Here is a 24,054-nt window from a genome sequence, read left to right as displayed (position 1 = left end):
CCCCGGACGCGGGGTGCGGCCTCCGCCGGTCACTCGACCGGCTCAGCCCGCCAGCGCCGCCCGGTGCGCCGCCGCCACCAGCCGGTCGTTCTCCGGCGCGGCCCCGCCCGGGAAGGCGAACCGGCGGCGCGCGTACCCGTAGGCGAGCCCGCTGCGCGGGTCCGCGAACGCCTGGCAGCCGCCGGCCCCGCTGTGCCCGAACGCCCCCGCGCCGAGGAACGGGTACCAGGTGTCCGCGGTCGCCTGGAAGCCCAGCCCGTACGACTTGTGGGCGCGGACCACCAGGTCGTGGCCGACGGAGTGGCACTGCCCGAACTCCGCCGCCGTGTCCTCCTTCAGCAGCGGCGCCTTCCCGCCGACCTCGCTGATCGCCGCCGCGTACAGCCCGGCGAGCCCGCGCGCCGACGCCACCCCGCCCACCGACGCCGGCCCTTTGGCGCGGATCAGCGGGTCGTTCGGCAGGAGCGCCAGGTCGGTCGGCTCCTCGCCGTGCCGGTTGAAGGCGACGGCGGCCAGGGTGTGCGGCCCGTCGGGCAACGAGTCGAGCAGGGCCCGCTGCTCGGCGGTCGGCGCCATCGGCTGCGCCGCCCGGAAGCGCGGCTCGTGCGCGTCCGGCAGCCCCAGGAAGAGGTCCAGCCCGTACGGGGCCCGCACCCGCTCCTCGTACACCTCCTGGAGCGTACGTCCCGTCGCACGCCGTACGACCTCGCCGGCGAGCGCGCCGATGACCAGCGCGTGGTAGCCGAAGGCGGCGCCCGGACGCCAGAACGGCCGCTGGTCGGCGAGGCGTTCGGCGATCTGCCGGTCGTCGGCCAGCTCCCGCGCGGTGAACCCGGTGTCCGCGCCGACCAGTCCGGCCCGGTGCGAGAGCAGCTCGCGCAGGGTCAGCGCGCCCTTGCCCTCGGCCGAGAACTCCGGCCAGTAGTAGGTGACCTTGCGGTCCAGCTCCAGCGTGCCCTCCTGCACGAGGAGCGCGACCACCAGGTACGCGGCGCCCTTGGTGGACGAGTACACGCCGTAAAGGGAGTCGGCGTCCGTGCCGTCCCCGGCCCACAGGTCGACGACCCGGCGGCCGTGCAGGTACGCGCACAACTGGCCCTCGTAATCGGGTCGCTCCGCCGCCACGAACGCGGCGAACTCCTCCCGCACCGCTTCAAAACCGTCCGCGACGGTGCCGTGGATCTCCTGTGTCATCCGCTCTCCTCAGCCAGACCGCTGCCTGTGTGTGCCATGGTGATCAACGCCTGTGCGACCTGGGTGAACTCGCCCTTGGGATGGTCCCGGAAGAGGGGTTCCGTGCCGAACAGGACGGCGTGCGGCCCGCTCACGACGGCGGGCCGCCCGGCGGCGGCGCCGGGACCGCCCGAGCCGTCGGACCGGGCCCGCCAGTGGCCGGAGACGAGCGGTTCGCCGGTGGCGTACGACTGCTCGACGCGTACCCCGGGGCCGAGGCCGGTGAACCACACCGGCGCGTAGACGAAGCCGTGGTCCGGGGCCCCCGCCGTCAGCGGACCCGAGTTGACCACCCGCACCACGCCGTTGGCGTCCTCGGGGCCCTGTACGGCCGTCACGTCCAGCAGCCCGGCGCCCGTGGCGAGCGCGGCCCCGGCGGCACCCCGGCCGACCAGGCCGTGCCCGGCGAGGAAGGCGTCGAGGGCGGTGCGGGCGGCCCCGGTCAGCGCGGCCCGGTCCAGCCCGGCCGACACGAACAGCACGTCCACCGACGACCAGTCGAAACCGGCGTCGAGGCGGGCCGTGGAGACCGGCGTGACGTCGAAGCCCATCTCGCGCAGCGCGAACAGCTCACCGGCCGTGACGGCGGCGGCGATCCGGACGGGGTGCAGGGGAGTGGTGCCGGTGGCGGCGGCCGAGGTGAAGGAGACGTCGTACGCACGGGCGGCGCCGGCCGCCTGCGCGCGCGCCGACGCCGGGACGACCGCACTGCCGTCCGCGTCCCGCCGTACCGCGATCCCGGCCCGCAGCAGGGAGTTGAGGGCCGCGACCGCGCCCGGGTCGTCCAGCCGCAGCCGCAGGTCGCCGTGCGGGGCGACCGTGCCGGCCGGGGCGGCCCCGGTCACCGCCCGCAGCGGGGCGCCGGCCGGGGAGCCGCCGTGGACGGCCACCACCCGCGCGCCCCACAGCCGTCCCAGGCTCCAGCCCGAGATGTCGTACATCACCGACACCCGGCCGCTGATGTCCCGGCCGTCGGCGAGCAGCGCGTTCGCCAGCCCCCGCTTGGGCTGGCGCATGTCGACGACGTACGAGCCCTGCCGGTACGTCCGTCCGTCGAGCCGGAAGGAGCGGGTGGCCCGGGTGACGCGGACGTCGTTGGCGAGGAGGTGGTCGACGAGCCGGGCGGTGGCGGTGGGCGTCGGGCCGGCCGGGAGGACGTAGGCGCGCGGGAACGCGGTCGTCCAGACGTCCTCGGGGCCGATGCCCGGGACGCCCGGCACGGTCCGCTCCGACACCGGCACCTGCGCGGCACCGGCGGCCCCGCGCCGGAACACCTCGATCTGGTCGGCGACGAGGGAGGGGCCCCGCTCGCGGACGAAGTCGAGGGTGGCACGGAGGGCGGCGCCGGCCACCCGCACGTTGATCGCGGACCGGCGGCGCAGTTCGCCGGCCGGCAGGCCGGTGTAGGCCGCGTTGTTCACCTGGAGCGGGATCTCCACCGTGTGCGCGGCGACCGCGCCGTGGAAGGCCGCGTACTGCGGGGTGAAGACCGGCGGCCAGTCGTCCCAGCCCTCCGCCTGGTCCCGGAACGGGATCTGCGCGGGCCGCACACCGTCCTCGGCGGGGGTGAGCCCGAGGCCGTCGACGGCGGCCTCCATGCCGAGGGCGTTGGCGTAGGTGTTCTTCAGGAAGAGGTCGTACTCGTAGTTCTCGCCGTGCGGCGGGGTGGTCGGCTCGATGAGGGTGCCGTTGACGTAGCCGTGCAGGTCGAGCACGACGGCCGGCTGCTTGGCGATCTCGATCTGCCGCACCGCGCGCGTCTCGGGCTGCGAGGCGGTGACGGCGTCCCGGTTCAGGTCGAAGCCGGCCGCGTTCGCGCGGGTGCCGGCGATCCGGCCGTCCGGGTTGGCGGTGATGTTGAAGTAGAGGCGGCTGTGGGCGAGGAGGTCGCGCGTCGCCGTGTCGTCCGCGGTCGCGAGCCGCTCGACGAGCTCCAGGGAGGCGTCGGTGCCCTCCCACTCGTCGCCGTGGATGTTGCCGTTGAAGAAGACGGGCGTCTTGTACGCCGACTTCAGGGCGGGGTCGACGGCGGCCGCGGCGGGCGCGTTCTCGATGAGTTCACGCATCCGCTCCTGGTCGCGGGTCTGGCCGGCGGTCTCCGGCGCGGTGACGGTGACGAGGTAGAGCCGGTGCCCGCCCGCCGAGCGGCCGGCGACCTCGACGCTCACCCGGTCACCGAGCGCCTGAAGGGCGTTCAGCCGCGGGGCGATGGCGTGGTACGGGACGAGACCGAGCCTGAGGGACGCGTCGGCGGGGTTCTCGGGCTCGGCGGCGAGCGTCTGCCGCCGGGGGTAGCCGCGCACGGAGTCGGCGGCGGACAGGTCGGTGACGGGCGCGGTGAGCGCCTGCCGGGCGGTCGCCGCGGACGGCCCGGCGACGGCCGTGTCCGCGCCGGACCCCTCCCGGCTCACGGGTTCCGGGCCGGCGCCGGCGGCGGCCGGGGCGAGCAGAAGCGCCCCCGCGGCCGTGACGGCGAGGGCGGCGATCAGGACAGGCCGGGCCGGGGTGGTTCTCGTGGTGCGCACGTGTACCTCCGCTGACTTCCTGCGCTCGGGTGCTGCCGGAGACCGGTACGGCGAGATGTACCTGTGCGACTCAACTGCACCAAGAGGGGGTTGGTGTCACCGATAGCCCGGATGGCCTAGGAAAGACCCCACGGACACCCGGGCGTGCGCCCGGCAGGCGTCCGGGCGTGCGGAACGACGGACACCTGACGGCGCATCACCTCCGTCGCCTCGCAGGCGGCGGACGAACGGCTCACGCCGGCCCGCTCCGGCGCGACCGGGGATGATGTGCACGCGCCCGATAGAGTGCCGGCATGCGCGATCTCGGGGCGGGTTTCAGGTACCTGGTGGCGGGCCAGCGGTGGGTGGGCCGGCACGGCAGGCAGTACGGGTTCGGACTCCTGCCGGGACTGATCACACTGGTCCTCTACGTGGGCGCGCTGGTGGCGCTCGCGGTGTGGGGCGGGGACGCCGTCACGTGGGCGACGCCGTTCGCCGACGACTGGTCGAGCCCGTGGGGCGGCCTGTTCCGCGGGTTCCTCACGGTCGTGCTGTTCGCCCTGGGCCTCCTCCTCTCCGTCCTGACCTTCACCGCGGTCACCCTGCTCATCGGGCAGCCCTTCTACGAGAGCCTCTCCGAGACGGTCGACCGGGACGTCTCGCCCGACGGCACGGCACCGCGGTCGGGGCTGCCGCTCTGGCGCGAGCTGTGGATCTCGGCCCGGGACAGCCTGCGCATCGTGGTCCGGGCCCTGCTGTGGGCCGTGCTGCTGTTCGCCCTCGGGTTCGTCCCGTTCCTCGGGCAGACCGTCGTCCCCGTGATCGGCTTCTTCGTCACCGGCTTCTTCCTCACCGAGGAACTCACCGCCGTGGCCCTCCAGCGCCGGAACGTCGACCTGCGCGCCCGCCTCACCCTGCTGCGCTCCCGCAAGACGCTGGTCTGGGGCTTCGGCACACCACTCGGACTGGCCTTCCTGGTGCCCTTCGTGGCGGTGTTCCTGATGCCGGGCGCGGTCGCCGGCGCGACCCTCATGGCGCGGGAGCTGCTCGGGGAGGAGACCCGGGACGGCGAGGCCGCCGCCGCCGACGACGACCGCGAGGAGGCGCCCGCCCGGCCGTGACCGGACGGGCCCCGCACCCGCCCGGCCGTGACCGACGGGACGGGCGCCGCGCCTGCCTGGCCGTGACCGACGGGACGGGCGCCGCGCCTGCCCGGCCGTGCCCGGCCGGACGGGCGCCGCGCACGGCCGGTCACGGCGAGGCAGGCCGCGCTCGGCCCGGTCCGGCTGGCTCGGGCCTGGCTCGGGCCCGGCCCGGCGTCAGCCCCCGGTGCTGCGCCCCGCCGCATCCACCGCCACCGTCACGATCGCCCGCACCTGCGCGATGATGTCCAGCCGGTTGCGGACGAACTCCGGGTCGGTCACCGTCCCGGTCGCCGGATCGGTGTTCCCGGCGCCGAACTGGAGGACCGGCGTGTGGACGTGCCCGCCCGGCAGCGAGCCGCGCAGGCCGAGCCGGTCCCGCAGCAGCGTGGCCCGGTAGGCGATCTCGTTGGAGAGGTAGTTCCCGCCGCCCCCGGCCCGCGCCGTCGACCCCGGCGTGGGCCCGTCCGGCCGGACGACGGGCGCGGTCCCCCCGGCCGGGATCTCGGTGACGCCCGTGTTGTCGAGGACCGGGAAGCGGCCGGTGTCCGCCGCCACGATCTCCCGGTACGGCAGGGTCGTCGTCGTCCACTGCGGCTGCGAGGCCGGGTCGGTCACCGGGACCGTCTCCGTCCTGCTCACGTTCTCGTTGTCCGGGTAGCCGCCCCGCCAGGCCCCGTTGGTCCGCTCGACGTCGAAGCGGCCGACGCGCCCCTGGCTCACGGTCGCGAACAGGTCCACGTGCTTCAGGTGCGGCCGCAGTGTCCGCTCCACGGTGCCCTCGGTGAAGTCCCCCCAGCGCACCGGGAACACGGCCGTCTCCACCCGGGCCGGCCCGTCCGCCGTCTCGATCACCGTGCCGTCGAGGGCCAGCGCGGTCGCCCCGGACGGGTTGGAGATGCGGATGTCCTGGTCCAGGGTGAACGGGTCGAAACCGGTGACCAGCACCCGCTTCAGGCCCGCGCCGCCGGAGCGGCGGAAGTCGATGTCGTCCTGGCCGCGCGAGGTGCGCTCCAGGCCGGCCAGCAGCGCCGCCCGCTGTGTCCCGGTGAGCCCGAACTCCGGCTCCCAGGTGCGTACTTCCCGGGTCAGCGCCAGCCGTGCCCAGTACAGCGGCCGGTCGTCGTCCCGGCTGAGCCCTCCGCCGGCCGGGCCCCGGCCCTGCGCCCGGTCCACGGCCCGCCGCCACAGTGCCGCGCCCTCACGGGCGACGACGCGGCGGGCCTGCGCGAGGGAGGGAGCGGCCGCCAACCGCCGGGCGAGGCGCGGCGCGGCCGTGTCGAAGCCGGAGGCCGCGAGGATCTCCCGCGGGACGGCCCGGTCGAGCCGCTGCTCCTCGACGCCGGGCGCGGGTGCCGCGTCGGCCGGTGCCGCGCAGGCCGCGGTCGCCGGTGCGGAGAGACAGGCCGTGAGGGCCAGGCCGAGGACACCGATCCGAACTCGTAAGCAGTGCAAGGTGCTTGAGGCCTTCCGTCGCTGCGGTGCGCGTCGCGCGGGACGGCGCGTCGCGCGGGACGGCGGAAGTATCGCGTGGCGGGAACAGTCCACGCCATGGGGGCAGCCCGTCGGCTCCTCAGTCCAGGTCCTCGCCCAGCAGCCGCAGGAAGTCCCGGAACGCGCCCGGCATGTCGACCGACTCCGGGTCCAGCAGCCACTGGAACTGCAACCCGTCCATCACCGCCACCAGCAGGGGAGCGGTCCGCTCCGGCGTGAGGCCGTTGGGCAGCCGGTCGCCGTACTCGGTGCGCAGCACCGCCGCCATGCTCGCCCGGACCTCGGTGTAGCGCTCGGTGAAGTACCGCCGGGCCGGGTGCCCCTCGGTGACGCTCTCGCCGAGCAGCGCGGAGAAGGTCTGGACGATGCCGGGCCGCATCGCGTTGTACTCGACCAGCGAGACCAGCAGGTCGACCCGCCACCGGGTGTCCGGCACCGCGTCCCACTGGTCGCGCTCCTCCAGCACGGCGACGAGCAGCGCGTCCTTCGTCGGGAAGTGGTGCAGCAGCCCCTGCTGGGTCAGCCCCACCCGCTCGGCCACCGCGGCCAGGCTCGCCCCCCGGTAGCCGCGCTCGGCGATCACCTCCAGGGCCGCCCGTACGATCTCGGCGCGCCGCTCCCCACTCCTGACCCGGCCACTCATGGCGCCACCGTACGTCATCCGGCCCACCCTGAAATAACAGGAAGGTAACGAAACCTACCGCGTCACAGGCGATGGATGCACGATGGAGTCACTGCACTGCACGACTCAACGAGGAGGCGCCGCGATGGCGGACAACGAGGCGGTCGTCGAGGCGGCCCTCGGCAAGCTCGACCTGGAGGCCAAGACGCGGCTGCTGGCCGGCCAGGACATGTGGTCCCTGCCCGCCCTGCCCGAGATCGGCCTGGAGTCCCTGGTGATGTCCGACGGCCCGATCGGCGTACGGGGCGTGCGCTGGACCGCCGACGACCCGTCCGTCGCCCTGCCCTCCCCGACCGCCCTGGCCGCCACCTGGGACCCCGCGCTCGCCCACCGGGCCGGTGTGCTGCTGGCCCAGGAGGCCCGCCGCAAGGGCGTCCACGTCCTGCTCGCCCCCACGGTCAACCTGCACCGCTCCCCGCTCGGCGGCCGCCACTTCGAGACCTACAGCGAGGACCCGTACCTCACCGGCCGCATCGGCACCGGATACGTCAGCGGCGTCCAGTCCGGCGGCGTCGGCACCACCGTCAAGCACTTCGTCGCCAACGACGCCGAGACCGACCGCTTCACGGTGAACAACCTGGTCGGCGAACGCGCCCTGCGCGAGCTCTACCTGGCCCCCTTCGAGGCCATCGTGGAGAACGCCCACCCCTGGGGCATCATGACCGCCTACAACTCGGTCAACGGCACCACGATGACCCAGCACCACCACCTCGTGAACGAGGTCCTGCGCGGCGAGTGGGGCTTCGACGGCTTCAACGTCTCCGACTGGATGGCCGCCCGCGACACCGTCGGCGCCCTCCGCGGCGGCCTCGACGTCGCCATGCCCGGCCCGCAGACCGTGTACGGCGAGGCCCTCGCCGAGGCGGTACGGGACGGCCGGCTCGACGAGTCCCAGGTCGACGACGCCGTACGCCGCGTCCTGCGGCTGGCCGCCCGCGTCGGCGCCCTCGCCGGTGCCGAGCCCGCCGTCGCCGAACCGCCCGCCGCCGTCGACGGCGAGGCCCTCGTCCGCGAGCTCGCCCGCCGCTCCTTCGTCCTCGTCCGCAACGAGAACGGCGCGCTCCCCCTCAAGACCGGCACGGTCGCCCTCATCGGCGCCGCCGCCCGCGACGCCCGGGTCCTGGGCGGCGGCTCCGCCACCGTCTTCCCGACGCACATCGTCTCCCCGCTCGACGGCCTCACCGCCGCCCTCCCCGAGGGTGCGCTCACCTACGTCGTCGGAGCCGACCCCACCACCGAACTCGCCGTCGCCGACAAGGGGTTCACCCTCCGTGCCGTCTGCCGGGACGCCGGCGGAGAGGTGATCGGCACCGGCTCCGTGCCCAACGGGCAGATCCAGTGGATGGGCGACGACCTCCCCGACGGCGTCACCCACGACCGCCTCCACACCGTCGAACTGACCGGCACCTTCACCCCGCGCACCACCGGCCGGCACACCTTCGGCGTCAAGGGCGTCGGCGCCTTCACCCTCACCGTCGCCGGCACGACGCACTTCGACGGCCCCCAGGTGCCCGCCGACGTCAGCGACCCCTTCGAGGCGTTCTTCGGCGCCCCGGTGCCCCGCGCCGAGGCCGACCTGACCGCCGGGGAGACCGTCGAGATCTCCCTCACCTACGTCTTCGAGCTGCCCGAGGGCATCCCGCTGAAGGTGGTCGCCTTCGCGCTCGCCCACCAGGAGCCGCAGCGCGACGCGGACGAGCTGATCGCCGAGGCCGTCGAGGCGGCCCGCGCCGCCGACACGGCGGTGGTCGTGGTCGCCACCACCGACCGCGTCGAGTCCGAGGGCTTCGACCGTACCGACCTGCGGCTGCCCGGCCGCCAGGACGACCTGGTCCGGGCCGTCGCCGCCGCCAACCCGAACACGGTCGTGGTCGTCAACTCCGGCTCCCCGGTGGAACTCCCGTGGCGCGAGGACGTCGCCGCCGTCCTGCTGAGCTGGTTCCCCGGCCAGGAGGGCGGCGCGGCCCTCGCGGACGCCCTCACCGGCGCCCACGAGCCCGGCGGCCGCCTCCCCACCACCTGGGGCTCCCTCGCCGACGCCCCCGTCACCCAGGTCACCCCCGAGAACGGCGAACTCCCCTACACCGAGGGCGTCTCCATCGGCTACCGGGCCTGGGAGAAGCAGGGCCGCACCCCCGCCTACCCCTTCGGCCACGGCCTCGGCTACACCGACTGGTCCTACGAGTCGGTCGAGGCGGACGGCACCTCGCTGAGGATCCGCGTCCGCAACACCGGCGAGCGGGCCGGCCGCGAGGTCGTCCAGGTCTACCTCGCCCCGACGGACACGGAGCCGGCCCCGGAGCGCCCGGCCCGCGTGCTGGCCGGCTTCGCGAGCGTCGAGGCCGGACCGGGCGAGAGCGCCGAGGCCGTCGTCGACCTCCCGCGGCGCGCCTTCGAGGTCTGGGACGAGGACGCCCACCGGTGGCTCTTTGTGAAGGGTTCGTACGAAATCCAGGTGGGTAGGTCCCTCACGGACCGCAGGATCACCGCGACGATTACCGTCTGACGCGGAGGTTCTCACCACCCCGAGAGCAGCCCCGGTCCGGGACCTGACCCCTGGACCGGGGCTCGTACGTTTCACCGCAGCCGCCCGCAGCCGCAGCCGCAGCCGCAGCCGCAGCCGCAGCCGCAGCCGCAGCCGCAGCCGCAGCCGCAGCCGCAGCCGCAGCCGCAGCCGCAGCCGCCGTCACCGCCGCCGAGGTCACCGCCGTCGGCGGCCCGGCGTCGTCCTACCGCGCCGAGAAGCCGTACACCGTCTCCGACCGGTACACCTGCCCCGGCCGCAGCACGGTGGCCGGGAACTCCGGCCGGTTCGGGGAGTCCGGGAAGTGCTGGGTCTCCAGCGCGATGCCGTCGCCCGGCGCGAACGGCTTCCCGAGGTGGTCCGCCGTGTACACCTGGATCCCGGGTTCGGTCGTCGCCACCGTCAGCACCCGCCCGGACGCCGGGTCGTGCAGCTCGGCCACCTCCACGGGCGTCTCGGTGACGCCCTTGTCCAGCACGAAGTTGTGGTCGTAGCCGGAGCCGGTCTCACGGGCCGTACGGAAGTCGAAACGGGTGCCCGCCACCTCCGCGACCCCGGTCGGGATCAGGTCCGCGTCGACCGGCGTGTACCGGGACGCGGCCAGCCGCAGCTCGTGCCCGCCCGCGTGCCCCGCGCCCGCGAGGTTGAAGTAGCTGTGGTTGGTCAGGTTCACCGGGGTCGGCGCGTCGGTGACCGCCTCGTACGCGATGCTCAGCGCGCCCGACGCGTCGAGCGTGTACGTCGCGGTGACCTCCAGACGCCCCGGGAAGCCCTCCTCGCCGTCCGGACTGACCCGGCGCAGCCGCAGCCCGTGCTCGACGGGCTCCACGTCCCACACCCGCTTGTCGAAGCCGCGCTCGCCGCCGTGCAGGGAGTTGGGCGCGTTGTTCGGCGCGAGCGGGTACGTCACCCCGTCCAGCGCGAAGCGGGCGTGCGCGATCCGGTTCGCGTACCGCCCGACGAGGGCGCCGAGGTAGGGCTCGGGGTGCGCCAGGTAGCCGTCCAGGTCCGCGAACCCCAGCACCACGTCCGCCGGCCGGCCCGCCCGGTCCGGCACCTCGACCGACTGCACGATCCCGCCGTACGACAGGACCCGCACCCGGACGCCCGCCCGCTCCAGGGTCCAGCGGTGGACCGGGGTGCCGTCGGAAAGTGTTCCGAAGTGTTCGCTCATGGTGGAAACTCTAAGTCACCCGCTCCGCGGCGGTGACCTGGCGGTATGCGATCTCGGCCAGCCGGGCCTGGCCGTTCTTGCTCGGGTGGAACCAGTCCCAGTGGCTCAACTGGTCGGTGCCGAAGCGGTACTCGTACACGGCGCCGCCGTCGAAACGGCACCGCGGGTCCTGCGCGCAGACCTCCCTCAGCACCGTGTTGTAGTCCTCCACCCGCTGCTGCACCGTCGCCCGGCGCAGGTTCGCCGCGGAGTCCAGCGCGTCCGCGTCGCCCAGCATCGACGGGCAGATGCCCAGCTTCCACACCTGCTTGCCCAGCGCGTTGGTCCGCCCCTGCGACCACAGCCGTTTCAGGTTCGGCACGCTCGCCACGTACACCTGCGCCGTCGGCGCCGCCCGGCGCAGCGTGCGCAGCGCCTCCTGGAACTGGGCGCGGAAGTCGGCCACCGGCGTCATCGCCTCCGCGGACGCCCGGCATGCGTCGTTCGCCCCGGCCATGACCGTCACCAGCGCGGGCCTGCGCGCCGCGGCCCGCGTCATCTGGTCCGGCAGGTCCGCCATGCGCGACCCGGTCTCCGCGAAGTTCCAGCTGTGCGTCGCCGCCCGCGACGCCCCCAGCAGCCGGACGGCCAGACTGTTCACCTCGGCGCTGCCGCCGGTCGCCCAGGACACCTCGGGGCAGTCCGACAGGACCGTGCAGGCGTCGAAGCCACGGGTGATGGAGTCGCCCACCGCGGCGAGCGAGGCCGGGCTGCTGTCCCACACCGGCGTCGGCGACGCCCGCGCCCGCGAGGCCGACGGCCCCGGGCCGTCCCCGCCCCCGGCGTCACAGCCCGCCGCGCCGCCCAGCACGGCGGCCGCCACGACGACGGCGACCGCCCGCGAGCGGTGGCCTCGCTTCCGCATCCCCTGCCGTCCCCTCGGTCGTCGGCACCACCCCGGCCTGACGGATCGCCGGCCCCACCCATGACAACGTCCGGGAGTTCCCGCCGCCCCTCCGACGCGCCCCGCCCGCCCCACAAGAAGCAACGGAACGCTCCCGCACAGGCGTCCTGCCGGGTGAATGGCGGGCGTTTCGCGGCACCGGGACCGACGGTACGTCACACTCCTTGCGCCGCCGCACGGTAGCCTCGCCATCAACGTGGCTGCCCGGCCACCGCCGCCATGCCGGCCTGCACACCTGTCCGCTCTGCCCGGAGGTCCCGGTGACGACACGTGGAGTTCTGTACGTGCACTCCGCGCCGCGCGCGCTGTGCCCGCACGTCGAGTGGGCCGTCGCCGGGGTGCTCGGCACGCGCGTCAACCTCGACTGGATCCGGCAGCCGGCCGCGCCCGGCACCTGGCGCTCGGAGTTCTCCTGGCAGGGACAGGCGGGCACCGCCTCCAAGCTCGCCTCCGCGCTGCGCGGCTGGCACCTGCTGCGCTTCGAGGTCACCGCCGAGCCCTGCGCCACGGCCGAGGGCGAGCGCTACAGCTGCACCCCCGACCTCGGCATCTTCCACGCCGTCACCGGCATCCACGGCGACATCCTCATCCCCGAGGACCGGCTGCGCGCCGCCCTGCTGCGCTCCCAGCGCGACGAGACGGACCTGGAGGCGGAGATCGCCAAGCTCCTCGGCAAGCCCTGGGACGACGAACTGGAGCCGTTCCGGTACGCCGGTGAGGGAGCGCCCGTCCGCTGGCTCCACCAGGTCGTCTGAGCCGTCGTCCGCCGTCGTCCGGGCCCCGTTCGGCACGAAGGCCCCCACCCGGACCGGGTGGGGGCCTTCACACGCGTACAGGCGCTTCTCAGACCGTACGGAACGCCAGCACCACGTTGTGCCCGCCGAACCCGAACGAGTCGTTCAGGGCGGCGATACGGCCCTCGACGGGCAGCTTGCGGGCCTCGCCGCGGACGATGTCCGCGGCGGCCTCGGCCTCCGGGTCGAGGTTCTCCACGTTGATGGTCGGCGGAGCCAGCCGGTGGTACAGCGCGAGGATCGCCGCGACGGACTCCACGCCGCCCGCGCCGCCCAGCAGGTGACCGGTCATCGACTTCGTGGCGGAGACCGCCATGTGGTCGGTGTCGTCGCCGAACACCTTGCGCAGCGCCTTCAGTTCGGCCACGTCACCGGCCGGCGTCGACGTCGCGTGCGCGTTGACGTGCACGATCTCCGCCGGGTCCAGGTCGGTGCGCTCCAGCAGGTTCTGGAGGGCGTGCGCGATGCCGCGGCCCTCCGGCTCCGGCTGCACGATGTCGTGGCTGTCGGCGGAGATGCCCTGGCCGACCGCCTCCGCGTACACCCGCGCCCCGCGCGCGGCGGCGTGCTCGGCGGACTCCAGGACGATCACGCCGGCGCCCTCGCCCAGGACGAAGCCGTCGCGGGCGGTGTCGTAGGGACGCGAGGCGCCCTGCGGGTCGTCGTTGTTCTTGGACATCGCCATCATGTTGCCGAACGCGGCGATGGGCAGCGGGTGGATCGCCGCCTCCGTACCTCCGGCGACGACGATGTCGGCGCGGCCGGTGCGGATCATCTCGATGGCGTAGCCGATGGCCTCGGCGCCCGAGGCGCACGCGGAGACCGGCGTGTGCACGCCCGCGCGGGCGCCCACGAGCAGGCCCACGTTGGCGGACGGGCTGTTCGGCATCAGCATGGGGACGGTGTGCGGGGAGACGCGGCGGACGCCCTTCTCCTTCAGCACGTCGTACTGGTCCAGCAGGGTCGTCACACCGCCGATGCCGGAGGCGATGACCGCGCCGAGCCGGTCCGGGTCGACGGACGAGTCCTCGCCGGCCTTGCCCTCGAAACCGGCGTCCTTCCACGCTTCCTGGGCCGCGATCAGCGCGAACTGCGCCGAGCGGTCCAGCTTGCGGGCCTGCGGCCGCGGGATGACCTCGGTGGGCTCCACGGCGACCGGGGCCGCGATCTTGACGGCCTGGTCGGCCGCCCAGTCCTGCTCCAGGGGCTTGACACCGGACTTGCCGGCGATCAGGCCCTCCCAGGTAGAGGCTGCGTCGCCACCCAGCGGTGTGGTTGCGCCGATACCGGTGACGACCACGGTGCGATTGGTCGGGCTCACGGGAACTCTTTCTCCAACGATCGGGATTCAGCGGCGCCACCGCCGGGTGGCGGGGCCATTCGGCCCGAGGGCCGAGGGGTCACTCAGCCCTGGTGCGTGAGGATGTAGTTGGTCGCGTCGCCGACCGTCTTGAGGTTCTTGACGTCCTCGTCCGGGATCTTGACGTCGAAGCGCTCTTCGGCGGCGACGACGACCTCGACCATGGACAGGGAGTCGACGTCCAGGTCGTCGGTGAAGGACTTGTCCAGCTCGACGTCCTCGACCGGGATCCCGGCGATCTCGTTCACGATCTCGGCGAGACCGGCGACGATCTCCTTCTCAGTGGCGGCCATGTCGGCGCTCCTTCGTAGCTGTTCCAGAGGGTGTGGCGCCCACCGCGGCAGCGGCGGGGCCGGGGCATGTCGCGCACCGGACCACATGATCCGGCACGGAGTGCCTAGGGGAGGGTAACGACCGTCGCGGCGTACACGAGACCCGCCCCGAATCCGATGACGAGCGCGGTGTCGCCGCTCTTCGCCTCGCCGGTCGCCAGGAGCCGCTCCATCGCGAGCGGGATCGAGGCGGCCGAGGTGTTGCCGGTGGTGCGCACGTCACGGGCGACCGTGACGGACTCCGGCAGCTTGAGAGTCTTCACCATCGAGTCGATGATCCGCTCGTTGGCCTGGTGCGGGATGAAGACGTCCAGGTCGGCCGAGGTGATGCCGGCCGCGTCCAGCGCCTGCTGGGCGACCTTCGCCATCTCGAACACGGCCCAGCGGAAGACCGCCTGGCCCTCCTGGGTGATCGCGGGGAACTTGGCGACCTCGCCGTTGCGGTAGTCCGTCCACGGCACGGTCTGCTTGATGGTCTCCGACTTGTCGCCCTCGGAGCCCCAGATCGTCGGGCCGATCGCCGGCTCCTTGGCGGGGCCGACCACCACCGCGCCCGCGCCGTCGCCGAACAGGAAGGCCGTCGAGCGGTCCTCCAGGTCGGTGAGGTCGGACAGCCGCTCCACGCCGATGACCAGCACGTACTCGGCGGACCCCTCGACGATCATGCCCTTGGCGAGGGTGAGGCCGTAGCCGAAGCCCGCGCAGCCGGCCGAGATGTCGAAGGCGGCGGCCTTGTTCGTGCCGAGCTTGTCGGCGATCTCGGTGGCGACGGCCGGCGTCTGCTTGAAGTGCGAGACGGTCGAGACGATCACCGCGCCGATCTGCTCGGCCGTGATCCCCGCGTCGGCGATCGCCTTGCCGGACGCCTCGACCGACATGGCGGCGACGGTCTCCTCGTCGTTCGCCCAGTGCCGGGTCTCGATGCCGGAGCGCGAGCGGATCCACTCGTCGGACGAGTCGATCGTCTCGAGGATCACCTCGTTGGGCACCACACGGGTGGGCCGGTAGCCGCCCACGCCGAGGATGCGCGCGTACGGGGCGCCCTTGCTGGGCTTGATCTTCGACATGATCGGCGACTCCTTGTCAGGCACGGTGCTCGGCGATGACCTCGCGGGCCGCGTCGAGATCGTCGGGGGTCTTCAGCGCCAGCGTCTTCACACCGGGCAGGGCGCGCTTGGCCAGACCGGTGAGGGTGCCGCCCGGGCACACCTCGATGAGCGCGGTGACGCCGAGCTCCTTGAAGGTCTCCATGCACAGGTCCCAGCGGACCGGGTTGGCGACCTGGCCGACGAGCCGGTCGAGGACCTCGGCGCCGGTGGCGACGGTCCGCCCGTCCTTGTTGGAGACGTAGGGGACCGTCGGGTCGGCGGGCGCGAGCTCCTTGGCCGCGGTGGCCAGCGTCTCGACGGCGGGCGCCATGTGGTGGGTGTGGAAGGCGCCGGCGACCTTGAGCGGCACGACCTTGCGCACGCCCTCGGGCTTGTCCTCGTTCAGTGCGGCGAGCTGCTCCAGCGTGCCCGCGGCGACGATCTGCCCGGCGCCGTTGACGTTCGCCGGGGTCAGGCCCAGCTTCTCCAGGTGCGCCACGGAGACCTCGGGGTCGCCGCCGAGCAGCGCCGACATGCCGGTCGCGGTGACGGCGGCCGCCTCGGCCATCGCCTTGCCCCGCGTGCGGACCAGGCTCAGCGCGTCGGTGTCGTCGAGGACACCGGCGAAGGCGGCGGCGGTGATCTCGCCGACGCTGTGGCCCGCCACGGCGTCCGGGCGGACGTCACCGAGTGCCGCGGCGGACAGGAGCCCGGCGGCGACGAGCAGCGGCTGCGCCACCGCGGTGTCCCGGATGGCGTCCGCGTCGGCCTGCGTGCCGTAGTGGGCGAGGTCCAGTCCGATGGCGTCCGACCACGCGGCGACGCGGTCGGCGGCGCCGGGCAGTTCGAGCCAGGGGGTCAGGAAGCCGGGCGTCTGGGCGCCCTGGCCGGGAGCGACGAGTACGAGCACTCTCACACTCTCTCTTGAGGGCGGCCACGGCCGCCCGTGGGGACAAGGACGAAGAACGGCAGGGGGTTTTGTGGGGCCCCCACAAAACGCTAGGTCTGGGGATCTCCATCGACCAGACGCCCCAGGATCAGCGCGATGCGCAAGGTGAACGCCGAGCGTACATCCGACGGCGACCAGCCGGTGACGTCAGTCACACGTCGAAGCCGGTAGCGCACGGTGTTCGGGTGGACGAAGAGCATCCTGGCCGCCCCCTCCAGACTGGACGCCTGTTCGAGATAGACGGAGAGCGTCTCCAGCAGCGCGGAGCCCGCCTCCTCCAGCGGTCTGTAGATCTCCTCCACCAACTGCTCGCGGGCGCTGGGGTCCCCCGCGATGGCGCGCTCCGGAAGCAGGTCGTCCGCCAGGACCGGCCGCGGCGCGTCCTGCCAGGCCGAACACGCCTTCAGCCCGGCCGCGGCCGCCTGCGCGGACCGGGTCGCGGCCAGCAGGTCGGGCACGACCGGCCCGGCGACGACCGGCCCGGCCGCGAACGGCCCGATCAGCGACTTGGCCACGGCGAGCGGATTGTCGCTGCCGCCCGCGATGACGACGAGCCGGGAGCCCAGCACGCCGGTCAGCACCTGGAGCTTGGCGTGGCGCGAGGCCCTGCGGATCGCCTCCACCGTCAGCTCGGAGTCGCCGTCCGGGGCGGTCCCGAGGACGACGCACACATGGTCCGGCGCGCTCCAGCCGAGCGCCGCGGCCCGGCTGACGGCGCCCTCGTCCGCCTCGCCGCTGAGGACGGCGTTGACGACGAGGGACTCCAGCCGGGCGTCCCAGGCACCGCGTGCCTCGGCGGCCTGGGCGTAGACCTGGGCGGTGGCGAAGGCGATCTCCCGGGCGTAGACGAGGAGCGCCTCCCGCAGCACGTTCTCGTCGCCGGGAGCGGCGACCTCGTCGATCGCGGACTCCATGACCTCGATGGTCGTCCGCACCATCTCCACGGTCTGCCGCAGGGTGATGGCCCGGGTCAGCTCCCGCGGCGCCGTGCCGAAGACGTCCGTGGAGATGGCCTGCGGCGCGTCGGGGCGCCGGAACCACTCGGTGAACGCGGCGATGCCCGCCTGGGCGACCAGCCCGATCCAGGAACGGTTCTCCGGGGGCATCGCCCGGTACCACGACAGGGTCTCGTCCATCCGCGCGATCGCCTGGGCGGCGAGGCTGCCGGAGGACTTCTCCAGCCGCTTCAGGGTCGCGGAGTGCGGATGGACGCCGTGCGCTGCGGCTTCTGGGTGGCTGGTTTCGGGTTCGGGCACGGGGACAAGACTGCCTCATCGCCCCCCGCGCCCGCGTGGCCGGGTCGAGGGTGGGGGCTCCGCGCGCCGCGCGGCGGGTCTACCGTGGTCGGCGTGATGGACGTACGCCGCGCCGACGGGCGCTACCGCGGCGGGGACCCGGCGGCCGGGATCGAGACCCGTCACGCCTTCTCCTTCGGCCCGCACTACGACCCCGGCAACCTCCGCTTCGGCGCGCTGATCGCCTGCAACGAGGAGCGCCTGGCGCCCGGCGCCGGTTTCGACGAGCATCCGCACAGCCACACCGAGATCGTGACCTGGGTCGTCGAGGGCGAGCTGACCCACCGGGACTCCGAGGGGCACGAGACGACCGTCTGCCCCGGCGACGTGCAGCGGCTCAGCGCGGCGGCCGGCGTCCGGCACGTCGAACGCAACGACGGCTCAGGCCCCCTCACCTTCGTACAGATGTGGCTGGCCCCCCTGGAGCCCGGCGGCGATCCCGCCTACGACGTCGTGCGCGGCATCGCCGACTCCACCCCGTACGCCGTCCCCGGCGCGGGCGCGCTGCTGCACGTGCGGCGGCCGGCGGCGGGGGAGCGCGGCGCGCTGCCCGACGCCGCGCACGTGTACGTGCACGTGGTGCGCGGCGCCGTACGGATCGGACGGCACGAGCTGGGGCCGGGGGACGCGGTGCGCGTCGCCGACGAGAAGGACCTGGAGCTGGTGGCGGGGGAGGGGCCGGCGGAGGTGCTGGTGTGGGAGATGGCGGAGTGACGGACGAGACCGTGTGCTAACGGAGCCCGTCCACGAAGGCCCGCCAGGCGTCCGGGCCGATGAGCAGCGCGGGCCCGGTGGGGTTCTTGCTGTCGCGCACGGGGACGGCGGCGGGGAAGCCGTCGGCCACCTCGACGCAGTCGCCGCCGTTGTTTCCGCTGTAGCTGGACTTACGCCACTGTGCGTTGCTCAGGTCGGAGCTGGTCTCCATAGCGTTCCTCCATTACGCAGGTGATCAGTGCCGCCGAGTCCTCGGGGGAGAGGACTGCGGTCTGGAACAGCTGTGACAGAGAGCGCGTGCTAACGGAGCCCGTCCACGAAGGCCCGCCAGGCGTCCGGGCCGATGAGCAGTGCGGGCCCGGTGGGGTTCTTGCTGTCGCGCACGGGCACGGCGCCGGGGAAGTCGGCAGCGACCTCTACGCATTCGCCGCCATTGCTTCCGCTGTAGCTGGACTTACGCCACAGTGCGTTCCTCAGGTCGGAGCTGGTCTCCATAGCGTTCCTCCATCACGCGGGCGATCAGTGCCGCCGAGTCCTCGGGGGAGAGGGCTGAGGCTTGGAGCCGAGCGTAACCGACCGAGCGCTCCTTGATCACGTGTGGATTGGCCGTCATGTGCCCTTGGTCGTAGCCGTCCATGTAGAACAGGTCGGGGTCGTCATCGAACCTCAGCAGGGTGAACGTTCCCATCATGCCTGTGTGTTGGCCCGCGGCAAACGGGAGGATCTGGACGTTCACCCAAGGGTCCTCCCGGAAGCTCAACAGGTGGGCGAGTTGCCGACGCATCACGTCACGTCCGCCGATCTGAAGCAGCAGTGCGGCCTCGCTCAGGACGACCCAGAGGGCGGGCGGTTGTTCGCGGTGGAGGATGCGCTGGCGCTCCATCCGGGCCGCCACCATCTCGTCGGGCGCGCTGTGCCGTTCCACGCTGAGGACGGCCCGCGCGTACTCCTCCGTCTGCAAAAGCCCGTACACCAACTGCGCCTGGTACGTGGAGATGTACGCCGCCTTCGCCTCCATCTCCGCGTACGGCTGGAACCAGGTGGGCAGCTGGCTGCGCAGCACGAGGCCGATCAGCCGGGAGAAGACCCCGTCCGTGCCGAGTGCCGCGTCCACCCGCTCGGAGAAGTCACGGGTGGGGATCTTCCTCGTGGTCTCGATCTGGCAGATCAGCGAGCCCGTGCAGAAGATGATCTCGCCGAGCTGGCTCTGGCTGAGGCCGTGCGCCTCGCGCTGGCGGCGCAGCTCCCAGCCGTAGTAGTCGAGCGGGGAAGCGCTGGGGTCGAGCGATTGGATGTTGGCCACTGCGGTGCCTCCGGCCCTGCGACGCCTCGCGGCGTTCGTCTCGATCGGTGGCTGAGCGTAATCGCTTCGTCGCGCTGTGGTGGCGCGAATCACGCAACTGGCCCGCAGACGACGGACTTACGTCCTCCCCGGGAGCCACGCTCACTCCTCCGCGCTGGGCTCCTCCGCGTTGCGCCAGACCGTGATGTCGACGGAGACGTAGTCGCTGGGGTCGGTCTCCGGGGCGGTGCCCCGGTAGGTGACGAGGGCGATGTGGCCGGAGGGGGTGTGCACGCACATCTGGGACCCCTTGGAGAGCTGGGTGAGCTCGACCTCCTTGGTGTACCGGGTCTCGCTCCGGCAGGTGGCGAGCGAGCCCTTCTGCGCGTTGTTCAGCAGGACGGCCTTCTCGCCGTAGCTGCCCAGCGCGGGGTTGTTGTCCCAGCCGCCCGAGTCGTAGTAGTAGAGGTCGGCCGCCTCCTCGTACACGGGGCTGCTGCCGTCGGACGCCTCGACCGGCTTCGGCGGCGAGTCCGCGAACCGGACGTAGTAGCCCTCGGGGATGTTGATGCCCTTGTAGGTCACCGGTGTGGGGTCGGGCGTCGTCGGCTCGGCGCTCGTGGAGCTGCCGCCGCTCGTGCCCCCGGAGGACGAGCTGCTGCCGGCGTCGTCCGACGAGTCGTCGAGACTGTTGATGAACGACGCGCAGCTGCCCAGCCAGAACAGCCCGGCCACGACCGCGACCCCGATGCCGATCCACTTCCCGGCGGTGTTCCGGGGCGGCGGAACCGGCTGCGGCCGCCAGCCGGGCTGCTGGCCGAAGGGCGGGCGGGGTCCGGCCGGCGCGCCGTACTGCGGCTGGAACGGCGGCTGGAACGGCGGCTGGTACGGGGCCTGCGGCTGGGGCGGGGGGACGGGCGGTCCGTACGAGGGTGCCGACGGGATGTGCGTGGCCGCCGCCGTGGGGGCCGCGTGGGTCGGGGGCGGCAGGGTCACGTCGGGCCGGGTGACCGGCGCCGTCGGCGCGGGGGCGGCCGGGGCGGCTGTCGGGGCGGCCGCCAGCGCGGCCGACGCCGACACCCGCTGGGTGATGTCCGCGGCGATCGCCTCCGGCAGCCACGACCCGGACTGGCGCAGCGGTGTCGGCGACGCCTCCTGGCACAGGGTGATGATCTCGGCGGGGGAGGGCCGCTCGGCCGGGTCCTTGGCCAGGCAGCGCGCGATGAAGCCGAGCTGCTCGGGCAGCCCGGTCAGGTCGGGTTCCTCGTGGACGATCCGGTACAGCACCGCGTGCGAGGGGCCGTCCCCGTACGCGCCGGTGCCGCGCGCCGCGAACGCGGCCACCTGGCCGAGCGCGAACACGTCGGAGGCGGGGGTGACCGGCTTGCCGGAAGCCTGCTCCGGCGACATGAAGGCCGGGGTGCCGACCGAGACGCCGGTGCCGGTCAGCGCCGTGGCGTCGGCGGCCCGTGCGATGCCGAAGTCGATGACGCGCGGACCGTCGGAGGCGAGCAGCACGTTGGACGGCTTGAGGTCGCGGTGGACGACGCCCGCGCCGTGGATCACCGACAGCGCCTCGGCCATGCCCGCGAGCAGCAGCAGCACCGACGGCACCGGCAGCGGCCCGTGATCGGCGACGGCCGAGGCCAGCGAGGGGCCGGCCACGTAGGCGACGGCCAGCCAGGGCTGGGCCCCCTCGGTGTCGTAGTCGATGACCGGCGCGGTGTAGAGGCCCTGCACGCGCTGGGCGGCCGCGACCTCCTGCCGGAACCGGCGGCGGAACTCGGGGTCCTCGCTCAGCTCCGGCCGGATCGTCTTGAGGGCGATGGGGTGCCCGCCGGGCGTGTACGACAGGTACACCGTGCCCATGCCGCCCGAACCGAGCCGTGCCGCGAGGCGGTAGCTCGCCACGCCGGCCGGATCGCCGCTCTCCAACGGACGGAACTGCGCGTCCTGTTGTGCCCCTGCCATCGCTCTCCCCCGAGATCCGAACGGATGCCGTGCAGAGGGAGGGTAGCCGAGACGATCAACGTACCGGGCCGGAGCCCGATCAACGAACCGGGCCGGAGCCCTCGACCTCCGCGAGGACCGCGTCCGTGAAGGCGGGCCACACCTCGACCGCCCACGGCCCGAACGCCCGGTCCGTCAGCGCGACGGCGGCGATCCGGGCGTCGGGGTCGATCCACAGGAACGTCCCGGACTGCCCGAAGTGTCCGAACGTCCGCGGCGAGGACGACGCCCCCGTCCAGTGCGGCGACTTGGAGTCCCGGATCTCGAAGCCGAGCCCCCAGTCGTTGGGGTTCTGGTGCCCGTACCCCGGCAGCACGCCCTTGGTGCCCGGGAACTGCACGGTCATCGCCTCGGCGACCGTGCGCGGGTCGAGCAGCCGCGGCGCCTGCACCTCCGCCGCGAACCGCAGCAGGTCCTCCACCGTGGACACCCCGTCCTTGGCGGGGGAGCCCTCCAGGGAGGTCGCCGTCATGCCGAGCGGCTCCAGCACGGCCTGCCGCAGGTACTCCGCGAACGGGATGTCCGTCGCCTTGGTGATGTGGTCCCCGAGCTGCTCGAACCCGGCGTTGGAGTACAGCCGCCGCTCCCCGGGCGGGGCCGTCGTGCGGTGCTCGTCGAAGGCGAGCCCCGAGGTGTGCGCGAGCAGGTGACGGACTGTCGCCCCGGCCGGTCCGGCCGGTTCGTCCAGCTCGACGGCCCCCTCCTCGTACGCGACGAGCGCGGCGTACGCGGCGAGCGGCTTGGTGACCGAGGCCAGCGGGAAGCGCCGTCCGGCCGCGCCGTGGACGCCCAGGACGGTACCGTCGGCCCGTACGACACCCGCCGCGGCGGAGGGAACCGGCCAGTTCTCGATCAGCGCGAGGCTCTTCAGCGACATGGCCATGAGCCTACCTTCGGACTTTGTGCCGTATTCGCTTGCTTGGAGTGCGCTCCAAGGTCATAGCGTGGAGTCCATGACGGTGTTGCAGACCACGCCCGTGACCCCCGAGCAAGCCCCCACCCCCGCAGACGTCTGCTCGGCCCCGCCACCGCGGCATCCCCGTCCCGACGGGCAGGACAGCTACACGATCAGCGAGGTGGTCGCCTTCACCGGCCTGACGGCGCACACCCTGCGCTGGTACGAGCGCATCGGGCTGATGGCCCACGTCGACCGCTCGCACACCGGCCAGCGCCGCTACAGCAACCGCGACCTGGACTGGCTCGATCTCGTCGGCAAGCTGCGGCTGACCGGCATGCCGGTCGCCGACATGGTCCGGTACGCCGAGCTGGTCCGCGCGGGCGACGGCACGTACGGCGAGCGGTACGCCCTGCTGGAGGCGACCCGGCGGGACGTCCAGGCCAGGATCGCCGAGCTCCAGGACACGCTCGCCGTGCTCGACCGGAAGATCACGTTCTATGCGGACGCCCGGCGCGTCCACGCCTTCGAAGCGGAGAGGACCCGATGACCGACAGCAGGATCCCGACGGTACGGCTCGGCGACGGCGGCCCGCCGGTCGGCGTCCAGGGCCTCGGCTGCATGGGCATGAGTTTCGCCTACGGCCCCTCCGACGCCGAGGAGTCCCGGGCCGCCCTGGAGCGCGCGCTGGAGCTGGGCGTCACCCTCTACGACACGGCGGACGCGTACGGCGCCGGCGAGAACGAGCGCTTCCTGGCCCCGTTCTTCCGGGCGCACCGCGACGAGGTGGTCATCGCCACCAAGTTCGCCCTGTCCATCCCGCCCGACGACCCGACCCGGCGCGTCATCCGCAACGACCGCCCCTACGTCCGCCAGGCCGTCGAGGCGAGCCTGAGCCGCCTGGACGTCGATGTCATCGACCTCTATTACATGCACCGGCGCGATGTGAACGTGCCGATCGAGGAGACGGTCGGCGTGATGGCCGAGCTGGTGCGCGAGGGCAAGGTCAAGCACCTCGGCCTGAGCGAGGTCACCGCCGCCGAACTGCGCGCGGCGCAGGCGGTCCACCCGATCGCCGCCGTGCAGTCGGAGTGGTCGCTGTTCAGCCGGGACATCGAGGACCGCGTGGTGCCGGCCGCCCGTGAACTGGGCGTCGCCCTCGTGCCGTACTCCCCGCTCGGCCGGGGCTTCCTCACCGGGTCCTTCGCCGACGCCGACCGGGACCTGACCCCCGACGACTTCCGCCGGCAGCAGCCCCGCTTCACCGGCGAGAACGCGGCCGCCAACGCGGCCCTGCTGGAGCCGTTGCGCGCGCTGGCCGCGGCCCACGGCGCGACCCCGGCCCAGATCGCCCTGGCCTGGGTGCAGCACCGCGCCGACGTGCACGGCCTCCCGGTCGTCCCGATACCGGGCACCCGCCGGCCGGGACGGGTGGAGGAGAACGCGGGGGCCGTGGGCATCCGGCTGACGGAGGAGGAACTGACCCTGCTGGAGCCCCTCGCGGGGAAGGTGGCGGGCGACCGCTACGCGGACATGACGTTCACCTCCGCGGGACGCGAGTGACCACAGCTCCGGGGCCACGGTTGCGCGGGGCACGGGCTCCGGGGCCACGGGTTCGCGGGGCGCGGGCTCCGGGGCC

Annotated in this window: 22 protein-coding genes; 6 read left to right on the top strand and 16 right to left on the bottom strand. The window is 73.5% G+C overall.

Going from position 1 to position 24,054, the window contains the following annotated elements:
- Positions 1 to 42 precede the first annotated feature (42 nt).
- Positions 43 to 1,194: a serine hydrolase domain-containing protein gene (locus tag ACFYWQ_RS02295; protein WP_389511966.1), complete on the bottom strand. Its 1,152-nt coding sequence runs from the start codon at positions 1,192 to 1,194 to the stop codon at positions 43 to 45.
- Positions 1,191 to 3,758 (bottom strand): M14 family zinc carboxypeptidase, encoded by a 2,568-nt coding sequence (locus ACFYWQ_RS02290; RefSeq protein ID WP_389511965.1) that lies wholly within the window; start codon positions 3,756 to 3,758, stop codon positions 1,191 to 1,193. Before ACFYWQ_RS02290 ends, ACFYWQ_RS02295 begins: the two co-directional genes overlap by 4 nt.
- Positions 3,759 to 4,051: 293 nt before the next feature.
- On the opposite strand from ACFYWQ_RS02290, the gene ACFYWQ_RS02285 reads away from it, so the two are divergent.
- On the top strand, positions 4,052 to 4,858 hold the full coding sequence (locus tag ACFYWQ_RS02285) for an EI24 domain-containing protein (RefSeq protein WP_389511964.1): 807 nt from the start codon (positions 4,052 to 4,054) through the stop codon (positions 4,856 to 4,858).
- A 198-nt stretch (positions 4,859 to 5,056) separates the two neighbouring features.
- Here ACFYWQ_RS02285 and ACFYWQ_RS02280 read toward each other — a convergent pair whose 3' ends face one another.
- Entirely contained in the window at positions 5,057 to 6,334 is a 1,278-nt protein-coding gene (locus ACFYWQ_RS02280) for a pyroglutamyl peptidase (protein ID WP_389511962.1), read from the bottom strand.
- A gap of 118 nt (positions 6,335 to 6,452) precedes the next feature.
- Positions 6,453 to 7,034 (bottom strand): TetR/AcrR family transcriptional regulator, encoded by a 582-nt coding sequence (locus ACFYWQ_RS02275; protein WP_389511960.1) that lies wholly within the window; start codon positions 7,032 to 7,034, stop codon positions 6,453 to 6,455.
- 106 nt (positions 7,035 to 7,140) lie between these two features.
- Here ACFYWQ_RS02275 and ACFYWQ_RS02270 point away from each other — a divergent pair, with 106 nt between their 5' ends.
- Positions 7,141 to 9,561, top strand: a complete 2,421-nt coding sequence (locus ACFYWQ_RS02270) for a beta-glucosidase (protein WP_389511958.1) — start codon at positions 7,141 to 7,143, stop codon at positions 9,559 to 9,561.
- Positions 9,562 to 9,784: 223 nt separating this feature from the next.
- On the opposite strand, the gene ACFYWQ_RS02265 is transcribed toward ACFYWQ_RS02270, so the two are convergent.
- On the bottom strand, positions 9,785 to 10,753 hold the full coding sequence (locus ACFYWQ_RS02265; RefSeq protein WP_389511956.1) for an aldose epimerase family protein: 969 nt from the start codon (positions 10,751 to 10,753) through the stop codon (positions 9,785 to 9,787).
- Positions 10,754 to 10,763: 10 nt separating this feature from the next.
- A complete protein-coding gene (locus tag ACFYWQ_RS02260; protein WP_389511955.1) occupies positions 10,764 to 11,657 on the bottom strand; it encodes an SGNH/GDSL hydrolase family protein in 894 nt (297 codons plus the stop codon).
- Between the two features lie 299 nt (positions 11,658 to 11,956).
- Here ACFYWQ_RS02260 and ACFYWQ_RS02255 point away from each other — a divergent pair, with 299 nt between their 5' ends.
- Positions 11,957 to 12,451: a DUF3145 domain-containing protein gene (locus ACFYWQ_RS02255; protein ID WP_385062201.1), complete on the top strand. Its 495-nt coding sequence runs from the start codon at positions 11,957 to 11,959 to the stop codon at positions 12,449 to 12,451.
- Between the two features lie 88 nt (positions 12,452 to 12,539).
- Here the strand turns inward: ACFYWQ_RS02255 and fabF are convergent, their stop codons facing one another.
- The 5 genes from fabF to ACFYWQ_RS02230 form a co-directional block, all read right to left on the bottom strand.
- Positions 12,540 to 13,811 (bottom strand): beta-ketoacyl-ACP synthase II, encoded by a 1,272-nt coding sequence (gene fabF, locus ACFYWQ_RS02250; RefSeq protein ID WP_389511953.1) that lies wholly within the window; start codon positions 13,809 to 13,811, stop codon positions 12,540 to 12,542.
- 83 nt (positions 13,812 to 13,894) lie between these two features.
- Positions 13,895 to 14,143 carry an acyl carrier protein gene (locus ACFYWQ_RS02245; protein WP_385062198.1) on the bottom strand — a complete coding sequence of 83 codons (249 nt, stop codon included), beginning with the start codon at positions 14,141 to 14,143 and terminating at the stop codon, positions 13,895 to 13,897.
- A 104-nt stretch (positions 14,144 to 14,247) separates the two neighbouring features.
- A complete protein-coding gene (locus ACFYWQ_RS02240) occupies positions 14,248 to 15,249 on the bottom strand; it encodes a ketoacyl-ACP synthase III (RefSeq protein WP_389511950.1) in 1,002 nt (333 codons plus the stop codon).
- Positions 15,250 to 15,265: 16 nt separating this feature from the next.
- Positions 15,266 to 16,180 (bottom strand): ACP S-malonyltransferase, encoded by a 915-nt coding sequence (locus ACFYWQ_RS02235; protein WP_389511949.1) that lies wholly within the window; start codon positions 16,178 to 16,180, stop codon positions 15,266 to 15,268.
- Between the two features lie 89 nt (positions 16,181 to 16,269).
- Positions 16,270 to 17,475 (bottom strand): PucR family transcriptional regulator, encoded by a 1,206-nt coding sequence (locus tag ACFYWQ_RS02230; protein WP_389511947.1) that lies wholly within the window; start codon positions 17,473 to 17,475, stop codon positions 16,270 to 16,272.
- A 93-nt stretch (positions 17,476 to 17,568) separates the two neighbouring features.
- On the opposite strand from ACFYWQ_RS02230, the gene ACFYWQ_RS02225 reads away from it, so the two are divergent.
- A complete protein-coding gene (locus ACFYWQ_RS02225) occupies positions 17,569 to 18,228 on the top strand; it encodes a pirin family protein (RefSeq protein WP_389511945.1) in 660 nt (219 codons plus the stop codon).
- Positions 18,229 to 18,244: 16 nt separating this feature from the next.
- Here the strand turns inward: ACFYWQ_RS02225 and ACFYWQ_RS02220 are convergent, their stop codons facing one another.
- The 5 genes from ACFYWQ_RS02220 to ACFYWQ_RS02200 form a co-directional block, all read right to left on the bottom strand.
- A complete protein-coding gene (locus ACFYWQ_RS02220) occupies positions 18,245 to 18,439 on the bottom strand; it encodes a DUF397 domain-containing protein (RefSeq protein WP_389511944.1) in 195 nt (64 codons plus the stop codon).
- A gap of 89 nt (positions 18,440 to 18,528) precedes the next feature.
- Complete coding sequence (locus tag ACFYWQ_RS02215; RefSeq protein ID WP_389511942.1) at positions 18,529 to 18,723, bottom strand: DUF397 domain-containing protein; 195 nt, start codon at positions 18,721 to 18,723, stop codon at positions 18,529 to 18,531.
- Positions 18,683 to 19,531, bottom strand: coding sequence for a Scr1 family TA system antitoxin-like transcriptional regulator (locus tag ACFYWQ_RS02210; protein ID WP_389511941.1), 849 nt, complete (start codon positions 19,529 to 19,531; stop codon positions 18,683 to 18,685). The genes ACFYWQ_RS02215 and ACFYWQ_RS02210 overlap by 41 nt, the downstream gene beginning before the upstream one ends.
- Before the next feature lie 141 nt (positions 19,532 to 19,672).
- Positions 19,673 to 21,481 carry a serine/threonine-protein kinase gene (locus tag ACFYWQ_RS02205; RefSeq protein WP_389511940.1) on the bottom strand — a complete coding sequence of 603 codons (1,809 nt, stop codon included), beginning with the start codon at positions 21,479 to 21,481 and terminating at the stop codon, positions 19,673 to 19,675.
- A gap of 79 nt (positions 21,482 to 21,560) precedes the next feature.
- Positions 21,561 to 22,397: a serine hydrolase domain-containing protein gene (locus tag ACFYWQ_RS02200; RefSeq protein ID WP_389511938.1), complete on the bottom strand. Its 837-nt coding sequence runs from the start codon at positions 22,395 to 22,397 to the stop codon at positions 21,561 to 21,563.
- 76 nt (positions 22,398 to 22,473) lie between these two features.
- On the opposite strand from ACFYWQ_RS02200, the gene ACFYWQ_RS02195 reads away from it, so the two are divergent.
- Positions 22,474 to 22,965, top strand: coding sequence for a MerR family transcriptional regulator (locus ACFYWQ_RS02195; protein ID WP_389511937.1), 492 nt, complete (start codon positions 22,474 to 22,476; stop codon positions 22,963 to 22,965).
- Entirely contained in the window at positions 22,962 to 23,978 is a 1,017-nt protein-coding gene (locus ACFYWQ_RS02190) for an aldo/keto reductase (protein WP_389511935.1), read from the top strand. The genes ACFYWQ_RS02195 and ACFYWQ_RS02190 overlap by 4 nt, the downstream gene beginning before the upstream one ends.
- Positions 23,979 to 24,054: the final 76 nt, after the last annotated feature.

Origin of the sequence: Streptomyces sp. NPDC003247, assembly GCF_042888135.1 — a bacterium.
GTDB lineage: Bacteria > Actinomycetota > Actinomycetes > Streptomycetales > Streptomycetaceae > Streptomyces.
Note: the sequence above shows the minus strand (reverse complement) of the source record. Positions and strands in the feature narration are given on the sequence as shown.

Coding starts and splice junctions, on each gene's coding strand:
- ACFYWQ_RS02295 (WP_389511966.1), bottom strand. CDS start 1,194: ATGACACAGGAGATCCACGGCACCGTCGCGGACGGTTTTGAAGCGGTG.
- ACFYWQ_RS02285 (WP_389511964.1), top strand. CDS start 4,052: ATGCGCGATCTCGGGGCGGGTTTCAGGTACCTGGTGGCGGGCCAGCGG.
- ACFYWQ_RS02275 (WP_389511960.1), bottom strand. CDS start 7,034: ATGACGTACGGTGGCGCCATGAGTGGCCGGGTCAGGAGTGGGGAGCGG.
- ACFYWQ_RS02270 (WP_389511958.1), top strand. CDS start 7,141: ATGGCGGACAACGAGGCGGTCGTCGAGGCGGCCCTCGGCAAGCTCGAC.
- ACFYWQ_RS02265 (WP_389511956.1), bottom strand. CDS start 10,753: ATGAGCGAACACTTCGGAACACTTTCCGACGGCACCCCGGTCCACCGC.
- ACFYWQ_RS02260 (WP_389511955.1), bottom strand. CDS start 11,657: ATGCGGAAGCGAGGCCACCGCTCGCGGGCGGTCGCCGTCGTCGTGGCG.
- ACFYWQ_RS02245 (WP_385062198.1), bottom strand. CDS start 14,143: ATGGCCGCCACTGAGAAGGAGATCGTCGCCGGTCTCGCCGAGATCGTG.
- ACFYWQ_RS02240 (WP_389511950.1), bottom strand. CDS start 15,249: ATGTCGAAGATCAAGCCCAGCAAGGGCGCCCCGTACGCGCGCATCCTC.
- ACFYWQ_RS02220 (WP_389511944.1), bottom strand. CDS start 18,439: ATGGAGACCAGCTCCGACCTGAGCAACGCACAGTGGCGTAAGTCCAGC.
- ACFYWQ_RS02215 (WP_389511942.1), bottom strand. CDS start 18,723: ATGGAGACCAGCTCCGACCTGAGGAACGCACTGTGGCGTAAGTCCAGC.
- ACFYWQ_RS02205 (WP_389511940.1), bottom strand. CDS start 21,481: ATGGCAGGGGCACAACAGGACGCGCAGTTCCGTCCGTTGGAGAGCGGC.
- ACFYWQ_RS02200 (WP_389511938.1), bottom strand. CDS start 22,397: ATGTCGCTGAAGAGCCTCGCGCTGATCGAGAACTGGCCGGTTCCCTCC.
- ACFYWQ_RS02195 (WP_389511937.1), top strand. CDS start 22,474: ATGACGGTGTTGCAGACCACGCCCGTGACCCCCGAGCAAGCCCCCACC.
- ACFYWQ_RS02190 (WP_389511935.1), top strand. CDS start 22,962: ATGACCGACAGCAGGATCCCGACGGTACGGCTCGGCGACGGCGGCCCG.